This is a genomic window from Pantoea sp. BS_8, assembly GCF_041954965.1.
Classification (GTDB): Bacteria; Pseudomonadota; Gammaproteobacteria; order Enterobacterales; family Enterobacteriaceae; genus Pantoea; species Pantoea stewartii.
Window position 1 is genome coordinate 224,559 of the sequence record NZ_JAVAXU010000004.1, and the last position, 15,107, is coordinate 239,665.

Below are 15,107 nucleotides of genomic sequence, written 5' to 3' on the forward strand. Positions count from 1 at the left end.
TGCGGATGCCGGTCCGTGCAGCATCCGCTCGCCCCGTTTCACGGGGCTTCCTCGGAGGGAGCCACAGGCGCGGTAAAAGCCTGCGGGTTCCCCTCATCGTCCAGCGCCGTGTAATCAACAAGGATCTGGCTCGCCGCGGAAGGCGACGCGTTTCCCATCAGGGGATACTCTTTGCTGGAAAAAGGCGCGAGCGTTTTATCCCCGTCCAGATAAACGGTGTAGCCTTTTCCGCCTGCCCGCACGGTCATTTTGCCCGGCGTGAAAAAGTAGCCGCTACGGTTGGTGGCACGAATGAAAACCTGCCCCTGTATTTTCCTGACCTGAAAGGTGACGGCGTTCACCCGTGCCGTAAACGGTATCGCCTTCTTAAACGGTCTGTTGATCACTTTAAGTTGGGTATTCAGCGCCATGCTGATCTTATCGCTGCCCGGCTGTATCGTTCCTTTTTTTACGGCGCTGATTTCGTACAGATTGAGCCAGTAAAGGGATTCCCGATCCTGTGGCAGCGTTGCGGCCAGCTCAGTGCGTAAAACGGTAATCTGTTTTTTTTCATCTTTGTTCAGCGTAAAAACGCCGGGAAGCGCGACAAAAGGAAAGGCTTTACTGCCCGGCGATTTTTCCGGTGCGCCGCTGTCGACCCAGGTCTGGATCAGCACGGGTGCGTCGCCGCTGTTAACCAGCAGTAACGGGGTTTGCACCTCGCCGGGATGGAAGATCAGTCGGCTTTGCTGCGGAATTACCGCGGCCTGAGCGTTAATCACGATACACATCCATAACCAAAGAAACGTTTTCATCTTATTGCAGCCGAATGAGGATAGATGCGGTTGCATCAACATGGCCCGCCGTCACCGTTTTACCCGGGAGCTTTGCTAGACGGGCGTTGAAAGTACGCTGATACAGTTTCTCGTCATTCTGCTGGCTGCCGCTGATCACCTGCGCGTCCTCCAGCACCGGTCGCCAGCCCGCACTCCCGCTGAAGCTGCTCCAGCTTAAAAAGGAGACGGGCTGGCCACCTGACGTTTCCAGCTGAATGCCCACGCCTTTCGCCAGCGACGGTAAACTGTCGTAATGATCGGACACCAGGTAGCGCGAAAGACCGTCTCCCGTCGTCAGTCCCAACTGCTGCGCCTGCAGCCACGCGGCGTAGCTCGGTTGAAACCCCAGAGACAGCTGACCCGACTGAACGCCAGAGAGGTTTTCGGTTCCGTTCGCACAGGCCAGCGTAATGCTGAGCGGCGCCGTCACCGCCTGGCCTTCATTGAGCGCATTGATGCTGATGCCGGGGAAAAGGACGTTTGCGGTATAATTCTCCACCCGGCAGCCTTGGGTCATATTTTGCGTCAGAGTGGCGACCGGCGCGGTATTCATCCCAAAGGCCATGTAACGTCCGGTTCCCCAGGTTTCAAAATGGTTCCAGCTGTCCTGACCCGCTTCGGGCACATTCATCCCCGGCCCCATAAACACCACATAGCCATTGGGCTGGTTGCAACTGTAGGAGCCAGTGTAATTATCGGCCGCCGCCCAGAGGCAGCCCCACGACGCGTAACCCGGCGTGCGGTTGTTTCTGTCGGTACGAATGAGCTCCGCGCTGATGGGGCTGAAGTCGCGTCCCCGGATCAGGATTTTATTTCCCTGTATTTCATACTGGGTGAGCGGTACTTTTTGCCAGATACGGGTAAAGGGCCTGCCACTGCGCACGTGAACCAGTTTTAACGCGGTATAGGGAAAGTAGGTCTGGAAATAACTGTCCCCCATGTCCCAGGCGCCGCCAACGTTACTGTCGCCATTGGTGGCGAAGACCTCATACAGCTGATCTTTATCGGCAAGATCACACTGGTACAACACACGGTCGGGATTGCTGTTATTGACAGCCGGTACGACCCGAAACACCGAGCGGGCCAGCACCGTGCCGGCCGGCTGATAACGCAGATTCATTAATGCGATATTGCCGAAGTTAAGTGGCGCACCGCAGGCATCACAGCCCTGATCGACCGGGTTGACCCGGGTGCAGGTCGCATAAGCCGGGAGCCATGCGGTCAAAAAAAAGAATGTCATTACCGCTAAAACGCGTTTCATCATTAACACCTTAGAATCTAAAAACGACAGACGGCATCCGCGTAGGTCATCACCGCGTCAGGTTCAGGTTGAGGAATGTGGTAATCCATCACACAGGACGATTGCGCATCGTCACCCCAGACGGCTTTCAGTCGGCCTTGGGTTTTCGCCACACGTAACCAGGCATTGCCGCCCTGGCCAAACGTGCCCACGCGCTTGCCCGTCTCATCCAGCAGATCCGCGCCCACAGGCACCATAGCATCGCGATTCGTGCGGGTTTTCAGCATCAGGGGATAACCGCGTAAGGTTCTGAACGACACCTTCACCATCGCACCGGCATAAGGCGCGACACTTTTTTCGCTGTCCTGAATTTCCACATGACCGTCGCTGCCGCTGGCACCCAGCGTAATGGTGTTGTAGTGATACGGGTTGAGCGAAGGGACCAGCGCATAGCCAAAGCGATCGATTTCACTGCCCTGGCTGTTCAGGATCCGTGCGCCCCTGGCCCCTTTCGCCTCGACGAGGGCGAAGGTATCGCCCAGATAATGGCCTAACGTCACACCACCGCTGTGGATCACCGCCGCCCCCATGGCGTTAACGGACATCTGATTAAACCGTGAAGAGGTCGAGGCAGTACCGGTCACGCTGGCCTCAGAAAAGGTTTTGCCCAGGCTGCCGCTTACTGTCGTGTCACGCTGCTGCTGATCGCGATTCACATTCAGGCTGTAGCTGGTGCCGCTCTCACCACTCAGCCCGCTGAGCGACGCTGTGTAATTACTGCCGTTCTGGCTTCCACGGGATCCCCCCAGAGCCAGGTAAGGTGAAGTGGCGTCCGTGCCCAGCGGCACAGAGACACTGACCTGTAACTGGGTATCTTTATAAAACGTCTCGTCTGCGTACTGAGCCATGACAGCTCTGCGCGGATCGGTGGCATAGGCTCTGCGCGAATACTGGCGGGACAGGGAAATATTCAGTGCGATGTTTTTGGGCAGCACCGTGCCATAACCGACCTGAAACTGTGTCGTCCGTGAGCGACCGTCATAGTAATTTTGCTTCGAGCCGGAGAGATAGATGTTGCCCCACTGCCCCAGCGTCTGATTCAGGGTCATCTGCAGGCGGGTACGCTGCATATATTCGCTGGTAATACTGTTGCGGCCCGGCGTTTCCGCATTATTCAGTGCAATCACGTCGTTGAGATCGCGGTAACCCTGGGTGGAATACTGGTAGCCCGCAAACGTCAGAGTGGTATTCGTGGGCTGAAAGGTCCGGCTGTAACTCAGTGCGTAACGCCATCCCTGGGTCGACTCACCGCCGTTCAGAACCGCGCTGGAATACGCGCTGTTAAATCCCACGGCCCCTGTGTCTGAAGCCCAGACGCCGCCAGCCAGCACGGCATGATAGCGTTCACCCAGCCTGACGCCGCCGTTCAGCGTAATGGCATTGCTCAGGCCGTGCCTGGCGGTTAACTCAGTAAAGGTGTTGGCTTTGCTGTAATCCCTGACTTTACCGGCGGCAAAGTTGTAGTCTGTCCGGCCTGGACGCAGCGACTGCGGTAAGACCGCATACGGCACACTAAAACGATGCAGGCTGCCGTCAGACTCCTGAACCTCCACGCTGAGATCGCCGCCATAGCTCACCGGGCTCAGGTCATTGATCGTAAACGGCCCTGGCGGCACGGTTGTCTGATATATCCGTTGCTTGCCCTGCCAGACCGTCACGCGGGCATTGCTGTTTGCCACGCCGCGCACCAGCGGTGCATAACCCCGAACAGAATCCGGCAGCATACGGTCATCAGAGTCCAGACTGACCCCGTTGAAACTGACCGCCGTAAACAGATCGCCGTTACTGAAAAGCTCGCCTATGCCCGCCTCACTTCGTAATGACGGCAGCGCACGTTGTACCCAGGCCCTGGCGCTTTGCCAGCGATTGCCGACCTCGTCATGCGTAAAGTTTCCCTGTTGACGAAAACGCCACATGCCGACATTGATGCCACTGTTAATACCCAGATACGTGGATTCGAAACGCTGCGCATTTTTATAATCGGAATAGAACTGGTTCAGATTGTAATTCACGAACCCCATGGTCGTGCCCGCCGTCAGGTTTTCGGGCGCGATATAGCCGACGGGCCGCTGAACCCGCATCGCCTGTGGGACGGTAACGTCTACACGCAGGCTGCCCGTATTCACGTTAACTGACGCGCCCGTCAAAAGCGCATCGGGCCTGGCACAGTCTTTCGCCTTGAGCGCAGTGAGATAGTGGGCTTTGACGCCGAAGGCCTGATAAAAGGACAACGGCAGGCATACCGAAAGCGCTCTGCCCGCACGAACGATATCAACCGACGTGGACTGTTGAAATTTACCGTTGAGATAAAGATCGACATCATAGCGGCCGGGCTGGAACCAGGCGTCCTGCACATTGTCAGGCATCGCAATTTGTCCAGGCAGCATTTCGCGCACTAAAGCAGGATCAAACAGATAGTCATCCTGACCTTCAGCCGCCTGACCGCCCCGGAGGAAAAGCAGACTCAAAGCGAACAATAAGACTAATGAGACTATATTCATTTCTGCTACTTTTCGTTCACGTTTATTCTTTCGTCGGCACCAAAATCATTAATAAGAACGGCGTTAAGCGTATATCCCTGAAGGGATGACTGGCCTTTTAACGTAATACGCTGCTCACTAAACGGTGCCAGCGTCACGGCTTCATGCCAGGGAACACGGTTATTTCCTTTAACCAACGCAAAAGATCGAATATTGGCGTAAAAGGGCGAGGCATTGCGGAAAACGATGTCATGTCCCTGAATATGGTATGAGAGCGCATTCTTCAGGTTATCCATGGAAAAATTCAGTCCATTTGGGCGAACGATAACCTTTACTCTGTTCTTAATAATCAAATAGAGTTTATTCTTATCCTCCAGCCCTTTTTTTAACGAGGGGATCTCGGTGTAATCCATATAAAACAGTGACTCTCTGTCCTGAGGAAGATTATTCTCCGTCACGTTGAGCTTTACCGTTTGGCCGGCTTCAGGAGCAATCCTGAATATTTGCGGCAACGCCACAAAAGGGGGGACAGAATGATTATTGAGATTGATCGCCTGAATCTGAATCAGCGCTGGCTGATCGCCAGTATTCGTAAACTGAAGCGTTTTTTCTTTTTTCGCACCGTCTACAATGACGCGCGTGCCATTTAATACGACGTTTGCCTGACAAAACATGGCTGAAAAGGCCAGAAAAAGAAGAACTAGAGACTTCAACACAGGGTTCTCCTGCCCCCTTAAAATAAGGGGGCCTGATGATTAGGGATAGCTGACAGAATATTGAACGCTACTTAAAACCGTACCGGCGCCCGCCTTTCCAGAGTCGCTGTAATAGACGACTGAAAAGTTTTGCGATGCGCTGGTGCTTCCGCTTTCGAGCGTCATACCGGTGACCCTGGCCGTCCCACCCGACAAATCTATCGCGTTGTCGTTACTGTCCAGTAAACGCAGCGCCACGTTTTCGGCGGTGCCGGTATTGAGTAAATCGCCGGTGGGCGAAATATTATTGCCAGCCAGATTAATTGCCATTGCCTGTGTTGATCCGGCGTCCGGTGCGACGCAACCGGTTAAGTTAATCGTAAAAGGTGTTTTACCGGCGGTTGATTTTGCTGTACTCAACTCGGCCGTTGAAACGGTCGGCAGCAAAATAATCGGGCTGCCGGTTGCATCATTAACATTGACGTTACAGGTTTGTGCATTGACCTCACCCTGAAAGCGAATTGTATTTTCTGAGGCTGCAAAAACATGGCAAGACATTAAACTCGCACTCCATACAACAAGCGTCATGCAGCGTGAAAAAGAGCTGGCTTTCATTGATTCCCTCTTATGATTTTTGATGAATAAAGATGCGCATTGGCGGCGAGGATCATAAGGCGCACGGCAGGGGAACGGTGTGTGAAGTGTTCTGAGCTTATGTGAAGGAATGCACCATCAAATAGAAAGATATTTAAATTCAATTAGATGGTGTTAATCCTCTGTTACTGAAATGAGAGTCCCCTTAAGATAACCACAGACCGGGAACCCACAAAGAACATTAACGATCGCCACGTTTTATGGCTTATTTTTCGCAGAGGTAAAGCGGAACAGGGCCCGAATAAAATGTCCAGGTGTCAATACCCGTCCTTTTGATGACAAAGGGAAACGTCGCCCCCACGTTAATAAAAAATGCCGGCAGCCACTTTTGCTGTTCCTGCTGGGACATTTGATTATCCGGGGACGATTCAATTAATGTTGACCGGGCAAGGTACAGATCGCCCTCGCGCTGATAAGTAAACCGGATAATTTTGCTCAGACGAGTAACGTTATTATCGTGATCGGTGAGTCGGCCGGTGATGGCGATAACACCGTGCCCCTCTCGCATATCATGAGAGGTGATGACGGAAAATGTCTCACCATTTCTGATGTAATTACTGTTTGCAATACAATGGACAGAATCCTGTCTGAATAAAAACACGACAATGCCTGCTGCTGTCATCACGATTACAGCCAACAGAAAGGTTAACTTCACTACTTACTCCTTATATAATAATACGAAATACAGTCGGGGGAGCCGAAAAACGAGAGTGCATTTTTACATTGCAGTACCGAAATGCGTTCACCATTGGTAAATGCCGTGATATAAATCTTTCGTCGTTCTGTACAACTGACTTTACTGTCAACGGCGATGCGCGCGACCAGGCCATTACCGGCTTTTTCATTGGCGTATATTTCACATCCATTCATATCAAACCGTTTAATAAAAATCATCTCGTGGCGGTGAAGTGAAAAGGTCATGATGGCAAAACCACAAACCAGTATCGTCATCACCGCCAGTCCCGTGATAAAAAGATGCCGTGTCGAAATAGCATAGCGATAAGCGCCTTTGCTGACAGTGAATTCAGCAGGCTCAGGACGGCTGATGGGCTGTTGAGATTCTGGTTCAGAATACGGTGCGTTCTTAATAAGGTTTTCTGAAATATCCTCATCATCCTGAATAACGGATTCCGTTGTATCGCACGCACTCGCCTCTTCACCGGACGTAGCGAAGGGCGGAATATTCTGTTCGTCTTTCTGGTCGTTTTTTCCTGCCCCAGCGTCCTCATCAGCAGGCGCAATTGTCGACTCCTCAATAAGAATCGCATTTGCCAGCATGAAGCCACGGCGTGGAATGGTCCTGATCACATCCTGACGGATATTGCATGCCAACAGCGCTTTTCTGATGAGCGAAATACTTTGATATAACGCATTGGCACTGACCTCCATCCCAAACCGTCGCCAGGCATACTGATAAAACGCCTCATGATCGACAATTTCGCCCTGCCGCGCGATCAGCAATTCAAAACAATATGAGACTGAAGAATGCAGCTTCAGCGTCTGATTATTACCAACAATTTCCCTTTTCCCAGGATAAAAAACCACTTCATTACCAATACTTATCTTTTTCATATTATTAAATCCGGATATATCCTTATTTCTGTCTTATGAATACTCCCTTAATATAAGCCAGTAAATAATATTGAACTTACATTTAACATAAACAAACAGAAGAAATAAAATAATTTCAGACTTTAAATACGAAATAATGTTACTCAGGAATTCAAAATTCTTTATTTTGTTTGTGTATGTTACGTACGTTATTTGGAGGGCGCGGTATTTCGCAAAGCATTATTTTTTGTAAACAAAAAGGCGGGAAAATAACAGGGGCAGAAAACAGGACGTGAGGAGCGGCAGGGTGTCCCCTCACCGCCCCGGCGTGCAGGCAAACATCTCAAAGGGCGCTTTGTTCGCCCAGCATACCGTTCACCAGTTCAATACAGCGCAGGAAGCGCGCGTCATAATCTTCTTCCTGCACATGAACGAAGTCGATGTTGTTTTCACCTAACATCGCTATCAACATGCTCTGGAACTCGCGGCGATCGACAGAGCTGCCCAGGCTGCGTAACCCGTCCGCTACCCAGGGTACGTTGTTTTCCAGCAGGATCACCAGATCGAAGCGATACTCGTCAATCATGGCCTGAACAAACGGATGCTCACGGCCTTCATACTTTTTACAAAATGCCTGGGTCGTGACGAAATCGGTATCAATAAATGCCACTTTATTGGCATATTTCACCGCAAAATCGATGTACTGTGCATGGCCCAGCGCGATCTTGTCGTAGTCTGAATACTGAAGCGCCATCTCATCGCCGCCCAGATGTGAAAAGACATAGTCGCGGCCATATTCCCAGGCGCTGGACGTGTTAAAGATGTTCGCCAGCTTATTCACCAGCATCGATTTCCCACTCGACTCACCGCCCAGAATGGCCACGGTGCGCACAAAGAAGGGCTTCACTTCGGTGGGGATGTAATCCCAGAAGCGGAAAGGATCCTGACGAATCTGCGTGCCGCTGATATTCATAAACGATCGGTTCGGATCAATCAGTATGGTTTGAATGCCCAGATGCTGTTGATACATCTCAGCATCAGGTGCCTCACTGGTATAGACGCAGTCTGCCGCAATCCCCTGCTCTTCCAGAAAGATCTTTACCCCTGCGCTCCACACATCCCAGCCATGAGGATAGGGCTCAATCCCCTCTTCATCGAAGGCGTGAATGCGAATATTTTTCTGGTACTTAAAGGTTTGCAGTAACCAACGCAGACGATCACTGACGGTGGGCTGCTGCGACATGGCGCTGTTTTCAAACAGGCTCAGATCGCGCGGCTCGTCGTAGCCCATGATGATATGCAGCTCATCGACCTGACTACAGGCGCGCTGAATCAGATAGATATGGCCAGTATGGAGCGGATAAAACTTGCCAAAAATCACCCCTATTTTTTTATCGCGACGGGGGAATTCCAGGCCGAGAAAACGGTGCAGTGCCTCCAGCTTTTGCGCGCTGGGGCTTTTAATTTTCGCGTTAAGCAGTTGGCTTAAATACCCTTTGGTCATGCCACTGGCATCGGCCACCTGTTGAAGCGTGTGGCCCTGCTGGCGAATCGCCGTTTTTAAATAATCAAACGCCGACATGTGGTGCCTCCTGCAAGCAATGTTCAACGAGGGGAAGAGCGTAGCCTGTCGTCTGCCCGGTGACCATACGGCCACCGGACAAACGGACTCGCTTAGAGATCATCAAGGATAGCCAACGCATCCGCCAGCTTCTTCGCGCTGTATACGCGCATGCCCTCAATCGGCTTTTTCGGTGCGTTACCCGCCGGCACGATCGCCCGCTTAAAGCCATGTTTAGCCGCTTCAGCAATGCGCTCCTGTCCGCTGGGCACCGGACGAATCTCTCCGGCCAGTCCGACCTCGCCAAAGATAACCAGATCCTGCGGCAAAGGGCGATCGCGCAGGCTGGACACCATCGACAGCATCAGGGCCAGGTCAGCACTGGTTTCCGTGACTTTCACGCCGCCGACCACGTTGACGAACACATCCTGATCCGCCATTTGCAAACCGCCATGACGATGCAGCACTGCCAGCAGAATGGCCAGGCGGTTCTGTTCCAGACCGACCGCAACCCGACGCGGATTGCCCATCATCGAATGATCCACCAGCGCCTGAATCTCCACCAGTAAAGGACGGGTGCCTTCCCATAACACCATGACCGAACTGCCGGACGTGATCTCTTCACCACGCGACAGGAAAATGGCGGATGGGTTGCTCACCTCACGCATGCCCTGCTCGGTCATGGCAAATACGCCAAGTTCATTGACGGCACCAAAGCGGTTTTTATGGCTACGTAACGTCCGGAAGCGGGAATCGGCATCGCCGTCCAGCAGGACGGAGCAGTCAATGCAGTGCTCCAGAACTTTTGGCCCGGCCAGCGATCCGTCTTTGGTCACATGGCCTACCATGATAATTGCCACGCCACGGGTTTTAGCGAAACGCGTCAGATAGGCGGCCGTTTCACGCACCTGCGCCACGCTGCCCGGCGACGACTGGATATCCGCCATGTGCATCACCTGAATCGAGTCGATCACCATGATTTGCGGCTGCTCCTGCTCCGCAATCAGGCAGATCTGTTCAATGCTGGTTTCCGACAGCATGTTCAGATTGTCACTCGGCAATCCCAGACGATGGGCGCGCATAGCGACCTGCTGTAATGACTCCTCCCCGGTGACGTAGAGGGTTTTCATGCTCTCGGCTAAACGGCACATCACCTGCAACAGCAGCGTCGATTTCCCGGCGCCGGGGTTACCGCCAATCAGAATGGCACTGCCCGGTACCACACCGCCACCCAGTACGCGGTCAAACTCTTTAAAACTGGTCGAAAAACGGGGCAAGGCTTCCAGACTGATTTCGGACAGCTTTTGCACCCGACTGGTTCCGGCATTGCCTGCATAACCGCTGAGGCGCTCATTGCGCGCCGCCGCCGGTGAGGCAGCAATACGGACCTCGGTAATCGTGTTCCAGGCGTGACAGGCGCTGCACTGCCCCTGCCAGCGTGGATAATCTGCGCCGCACTCGTTACAGACAAATGCGCGTTTTGCCGCTTTGGCCAAAACAACTCCTCAGTTAACGCTCTTCGTGAATCAGGCTACCGGTCAGGATGCAAAACACGCCCATCAAATCGGCATGGCGAATCGTGACGGCGGTTTGCTCATTGACCTTCGGTTTGGCATGGTAAGCAATGCCCAGCGCCGACGCTTTTATCATCAGCAAATCATTGGCACCGTCGCCGATCGCCACGGTCTGTTCTGGCGCAATCTCAAAACGCTTAGCCAGCTTTTTCAACGTCTCTGCTTTGTACTGTGCGTCAACGACAGGACCCAGCACCTCGCCGGTGAGTTTTCCGTCCCGGATTTCCAGTTCATTAGCGGCTATTGCCGCCAGATGCAGCTTATCGCGCAGGAACTCGGCAAAATAGGTGAAGCCACCTGAGGCAATCGCGACCTGCCAGCCCAGCGCCTGTAATTTTTTGGTCAGCGTGGTCAGACCCGGCATTAAGGGCAGTTCGTCGCGCACCTGCTTAAGAATATTGGCATCCGCCCCTTTTAGCGTCGCCACGCGCTGGCGCAGGCTGGCGGTAAAATCCAGCTCGCCGCGCATCGCCCGCTCGGTGACTTCTGCCACCTGCTCGCCGCAGCCCGCCAGTTTGGCTATCTCATCAATACATTCGATTTGGATGGCGGTGGAATCCATGTCCATGACCAGCAGGCCCGGCGTTTTCAGGTGGGGGATTTTCCCCAGCGGCGCTACGTCCAGCGCCAGCTCGTGCGCCAACTTGCTGGCAAACGGCGTCAGGGAGCCCGCCAGGCGGATAACCTGATAGTCGTCGACGTTCCAGGCGCTGACGATCACCATGGCGGCCCCAAGCTGATGCTGGTAATCGGTCAGACGCTGTTTATCCAGACCGCGGCCATAGAGTAACCAGCCGGTTCGGCCAGCACGGTAATCCAGCGGCATGACTTCATCACCGCTCAGTGAAAGGGGCAACCCCGGCCAGAGAGAGACATCAGCAGGCAGATCGCACCAGGTAAGATGATTTGACATCAGGGCTCCTGTAGGAACAACAAAACCACGCAAGAGGCTACCTTGTCTGCGCTGCTTCTGGCAACATAATATCCAGGCTTTCTGTCGTCACGTGATTCGGATAATTAATGGCTAAAACCGCACTGAAATTTCGCTTACATCGCACGGTGATTGTTTTGATTTCACTGGCGCTGTTAGTGGTGCTTATGCAAGGCGCATCCTGGTTTAGCCTTGGCCATCAAATGGCCCGTTCTGAACAGGCAGAAGAGCTGGCCCAGACGCTGACCCGGCAAGTAGCTTTCAGTCTGAAACCCTTGATGGATAACAGCGAAGACAATCGTAGCCAGATTGAGGCCATCATCAGTCAGATGACCGACAACAGCCGTATTCTGGATGCGTCCGTCTATGCAGGCGATGGCAGCCTGGTGGCGCACAGCGGCGAAAATATCAACGTGCGCGATCGGCTGGCGCTGGATGGCAAGCGCGCGGGCAGTTACTTTAATCATCAAATTGTCCAGCCGCTCAGCGGCAGCAATGGCCCTGCTGGCTTTCTGCGCGTTACGCTGGATACGCACGTGCTGGTCACCGAATCACGCCAGGTGGATAACACCACCAATATTCTGCGCCTGATGATGCTCCTGGCGCTGGCCATTGGCATCATCCTGAGTCGCACGTTACTGCGCGACCGTCGCACGCGCTGGCAGCAGTCTCCGTTTTTGCTCACGGCCAGTACGCCTGTGAAAGAGGATGACGAAGAGGACGAGAAAAAAGACGACGCCGCGAACCCTTCCGCGTGACGGAAGGGTTTACAGGTCAACGTCTGACAGCCCTCTCCTGCCTTCCTTAACGCTTAGCCCAATGTAAAAGGCCCGTTTCACGGGCCTTACTGACGTTGCACTTCGGGCGAGAGTCAGCCTCTGAGCAGCGCTTCCAGCTCTGATAACGTGTTCACCCGCCAGTCGGGTTTAATTGCGTCAGGCAAGGGGCGCGTCCCATGGTCAACCCAACAGGTTTTAATACCGGCATTCATGCCGCCAAGGATATCGGATTCCGGCGTATCGCCGACCATCAGCACCCGATCGCGCGGTGGGTTTCCCAGCTGCGCGAGCGCATAGTCAAAGATTCTGGCGTCAGGCTTAGGCACGCCCACTTCTTCTGACACCACCAGCGCAGAGAAGTAATCAAGAAAGCCGGTACGCTCCAGACGGCGCTGCTGCAGGGCGGTAAAGCCGTTGGTAATGATGCCCATTTTGACGCGGCCGTGTAGCAGCGTCATCAGGCTGTCTGCGCCCTCCAGCGGCAGGCAAATTTCCGCCATCGCTGACAGAAAGCCATCGTTAAGAATGGCCGGCGCCACGCTCAGTTTTTGCCCCCAGCCGGCAAAGCGGCGAGTCTGAAGCTCCAGTGCGGATAACTGGCCATTCTGGTATTCCACCCATAACGGCTTGTTGACCGCCTGGTAATCTGCAAAATCCTGGTCGGTAAACCGGACATCGTACCCGGCAAACAGGCGTTGCAGGCCGGCATACGAATCAAAGTGAAACAGCGTGTCATCTGCATCAAACAGAATGCAATCCCAGTTATCTAACATCGACATTCCTTACAAGCGGCTACAGCGTCAGCGCCATGATCAGGGCATCTTCACGGCCACTGGCGCAAGGGTAATAGTTGGGACGGCGGCTGACCTGGTTGAAATCCAGCTGTTCGTACAGCGCGATGGCCGGTGCATTGGACGCACGCACCTCCAGCCACAGCGTCATCACATCGCGTGCAAGCAGTTGATCGATTAAATGCTGCAGCAGCGCCCGCCCGAAGCCGCGCCGTTGATACGCCGGATCGACAGCGATATTAAACAGCGAAGCTTCATCCAGCACCACCTGGGTAATGGCAAAGGCGGCCATCTGGCCCTCGACATCCAGCCGCAGGTTGAGAAACCGCTCGCCCTGGTTGCTGATAAAGGTCTCTTCGCGCCATGGAAACGCATGGCTACGGCACTCAATCGCGAAAGCCTGGGGAATCGCGTCAGGCGTGAGAAAAGAAATGGCTGTCATGTTCACACATTTGTTGCCAGAGCGCGCGCCGGGCGGCACCGCTACTCAGGAGTTCATTGAAAGACGCGCTCGATAACGCCACGCCGTTAAAGGATTGCTCGCTCTCAACGCCCAGCAACCACCCTGCACAGTTCAACGTTTCCGGCAGCATTTGCAGCTGATCCGGCGTAACGGTCATGACCTGAGTGGGTTTCAGACCGAGCGTGTGCAGAACATCACGCAGGAAAGGCTCCTGCAAACCAGGCGGATTTTCCGCCACGATAATCAGCTGGGTATCCGGCAAAAGCCGCACGGCGATTTCGCCCTGGAGCACGCGCGGGCGGCGCAGTTGATACTGCGTTATCCCCATTTGCTGTAAAAGCCAGTCGCGCCTGGACGTCATGGTATACCTGCTTTGCTCGCGGAATGCGACGCTATGCTAGCAAACCCATCGAACATGCGCCAACAAACCACTATAATCTCCGCTCAGATCTTACAGGAGCCCGACATGTCTGCTTTTACCCCGGCCAGTGAAGTCATTCTGCGCCACAGTGATGAATTTTCCACCCGCCACGTTTTATTTGCTGGCGACCTGCAGGATGACCTGCCCGCACAGCTGGAGACTGCCTCTTCCCGTGTGCATACCCAACAATATCATCACTGGCAAAACCTGAGCCGCCGCCTGGGCGACCAGGCGCGTTATGGACTGGTTGCGCAGGCCGACGATGTGCAGGGTTGCGATACGCTGGTTTACTTCTGGACCAAAAACAAACCTGAAGTGCAGTTTCAGTTGCAGAACCTGCTGTCGTTACTGCCCGTCGGCTGTGATGTGTTTGTCGTCGGTGAGAACCGCAGCGGCGTGCGCAGCGCAGAAGGCATGCTGGAGCAGTGGGTGACCCTGGAAAAAATCGACAGTGCGCGTCGCTGCGGTCTTTATCACGGACGTCTGGAGAAGCAGCCCGCCTTTGATGCTTCGGCCTTTGGCAACCGCTATCAGCTGGATGACCTGACCATCCATACCTTACCCGGCGTTTTCAGCCGCGACGGCCTGGATGCCGGCAGCGCGTTACTGCTTTCAACATTCACGCCCCATACCAAAGGCAAAGTGCTGGATATCGGCTGTGGTGCAGGCGTGATTGCGGCGTCGTTACCGGCGCATTCGCCCAAAGTGCGCCTGTGGTTATGCGATGTCCATGCCGCCGCAATCGAGGCCAGCAAAGCCACCCTGGCCGCTAACGGTCTGGAAGGCGAAGTGTTTGCCAGTAACGTCTTTTCCGATGTCACCGGGCGCTTTGACATGATTATCTCCAACCCGCCGTTTCATGAAGGCACCCAGACCAGCCTGGATGCAGCACAAACGCTGATTCGTGGTGCCGTTAAGCACCTTAACAGCGGCGGAGAACTGCGCATTGTGGCGAATGCCTTCCTGCCTTATCCCCAGGTGCTGGACGAAACCTTTGGCAATCATGAAGTGCTGGCGCAGACCGGTCGCTTCAAAGTTTACCGTGCCGTTTACGGTCGCGGTGCGAAAGCCCGCTAATCTTTTTTCTGCCTT

The 15,107-nt window shown here is 54.0% G+C and carries 15 protein-coding genes; 2 read left to right on the forward strand and 13 right to left on the reverse strand.

Going from position 1 to position 15,107, the window contains the following annotated elements:
* Positions 1–38: 38 nt before the first annotated feature.
* The 10 genes from RAC65_RS11345 to serB all read right to left on the reverse strand — a co-directional run bounded on the left by RAC65_RS11345 (position 39) and on the right by serB (position 11,543).
* Positions 39–794, reverse strand: coding sequence for a molecular chaperone (locus RAC65_RS11345; protein WP_375096713.1), 756 nt, complete (start codon positions 792–794; stop codon positions 39–41).
* Position 795: 1 nt separating this feature from the next.
* Positions 796–2,079, reverse strand: a complete 1,284-nt coding sequence (locus RAC65_RS11350) for a fimbrial protein (RefSeq protein ID WP_058702092.1) — start codon at positions 2,077–2,079, stop codon at positions 796–798.
* A 14-nt stretch (positions 2,080–2,093) separates the two neighbouring features.
* On the reverse strand, positions 2,094–4,616 hold the full coding sequence (locus RAC65_RS11355; protein ID WP_375096714.1) for a fimbria/pilus outer membrane usher protein: 2,523 nt from the start codon (positions 4,614–4,616) through the stop codon (positions 2,094–2,096).
* 5 nt (positions 4,617–4,621) lie between these two features.
* On the reverse strand, positions 4,622–5,311 hold the full coding sequence (locus tag RAC65_RS11360) for a molecular chaperone (RefSeq protein ID WP_375096715.1): 690 nt from the start codon (positions 5,309–5,311) through the stop codon (positions 4,622–4,624).
* 39 nt (positions 5,312–5,350) lie between these two features.
* A complete protein-coding gene (locus tag RAC65_RS11365) occupies positions 5,351–5,848 on the reverse strand; it encodes a fimbrial protein (RefSeq protein WP_226374626.1) in 498 nt (165 codons plus the stop codon).
* Positions 5,849–6,149: 301 nt separating this feature from the next.
* Positions 6,150–6,599 (reverse strand): hypothetical protein, encoded by a 450-nt coding sequence (locus RAC65_RS11370; protein WP_006121842.1) that lies wholly within the window; start codon positions 6,597–6,599, stop codon positions 6,150–6,152.
* A complete protein-coding gene (locus RAC65_RS11375; RefSeq protein WP_324029107.1) occupies positions 6,599–7,516 on the reverse strand; it encodes a winged helix-turn-helix domain-containing protein in 918 nt (305 codons plus the stop codon). The genes RAC65_RS11370 and RAC65_RS11375 overlap by 1 nt, the downstream gene beginning before the upstream one ends.
* A gap of 322 nt (positions 7,517–7,838) precedes the next feature.
* A complete protein-coding gene (gene nadR / locus RAC65_RS11380; protein WP_375092765.1) occupies positions 7,839–9,077 on the reverse strand; it encodes a multifunctional transcriptional regulator/nicotinamide-nucleotide adenylyltransferase/ribosylnicotinamide kinase NadR in 1,239 nt (412 codons plus the stop codon).
* Between the two features lie 92 nt (positions 9,078–9,169).
* Positions 9,170–10,552, reverse strand: a complete 1,383-nt coding sequence (gene radA / locus RAC65_RS11385; RefSeq protein WP_006121838.1) for a DNA repair protein RadA — start codon at positions 10,550–10,552, stop codon at positions 9,170–9,172.
* Between the two features lie 13 nt (positions 10,553–10,565).
* Complete coding sequence (serB, locus tag RAC65_RS11390; protein ID WP_033740188.1) at positions 10,566–11,543, reverse strand: phosphoserine phosphatase; 978 nt, start codon at positions 11,541–11,543, stop codon at positions 10,566–10,568.
* 107 nt (positions 11,544–11,650) lie between these two features.
* Between serB and RAC65_RS11395 the strand changes: the two genes are divergently transcribed.
* Positions 11,651–12,319 carry a YtjB family periplasmic protein gene (locus RAC65_RS11395; protein ID WP_375096716.1) on the forward strand — a complete coding sequence of 223 codons (669 nt, stop codon included), beginning with the start codon at positions 11,651–11,653 and terminating at the stop codon, positions 12,317–12,319.
* Between the two features lie 113 nt (positions 12,320–12,432).
* Here the strand turns inward: RAC65_RS11395 and yjjG are convergent, their stop codons facing one another.
* Genes yjjG through RAC65_RS11410 form a run of 3 tightly spaced genes read right to left on the reverse strand, consistent with a single transcriptional unit; the run spans position 12,433 to position 13,955 of the window.
* Positions 12,433–13,113, reverse strand: coding sequence for a pyrimidine 5'-nucleotidase (yjjG, locus tag RAC65_RS11400; protein WP_006121835.1), 681 nt, complete (start codon positions 13,111–13,113; stop codon positions 12,433–12,435).
* A 19-nt stretch (positions 13,114–13,132) separates the two neighbouring features.
* Entirely contained in the window at positions 13,133–13,573 is a 441-nt protein-coding gene (rimI, locus tag RAC65_RS11405) for a ribosomal protein S18-alanine N-acetyltransferase (protein WP_006121834.1), read from the reverse strand.
* On the reverse strand, positions 13,545–13,955 hold the full coding sequence (locus RAC65_RS11410; RefSeq protein ID WP_006121833.1) for a DNA polymerase III subunit psi: 411 nt from the start codon (positions 13,953–13,955) through the stop codon (positions 13,545–13,547). The genes rimI and RAC65_RS11410 overlap by 29 nt, the downstream gene beginning before the upstream one ends.
* A 105-nt stretch (positions 13,956–14,060) precedes the next feature.
* Here RAC65_RS11410 and rsmC point away from each other — a divergent pair, with 105 nt between their 5' ends.
* Positions 14,061–15,092 carry a 16S rRNA (guanine(1207)-N(2))-methyltransferase RsmC gene (gene rsmC, locus RAC65_RS11415; protein ID WP_054634539.1) on the forward strand — a complete coding sequence of 344 codons (1,032 nt, stop codon included), beginning with the start codon at positions 14,061–14,063 and terminating at the stop codon, positions 15,090–15,092.
* Positions 15,093–15,107 lie beyond the last annotated feature (15 nt).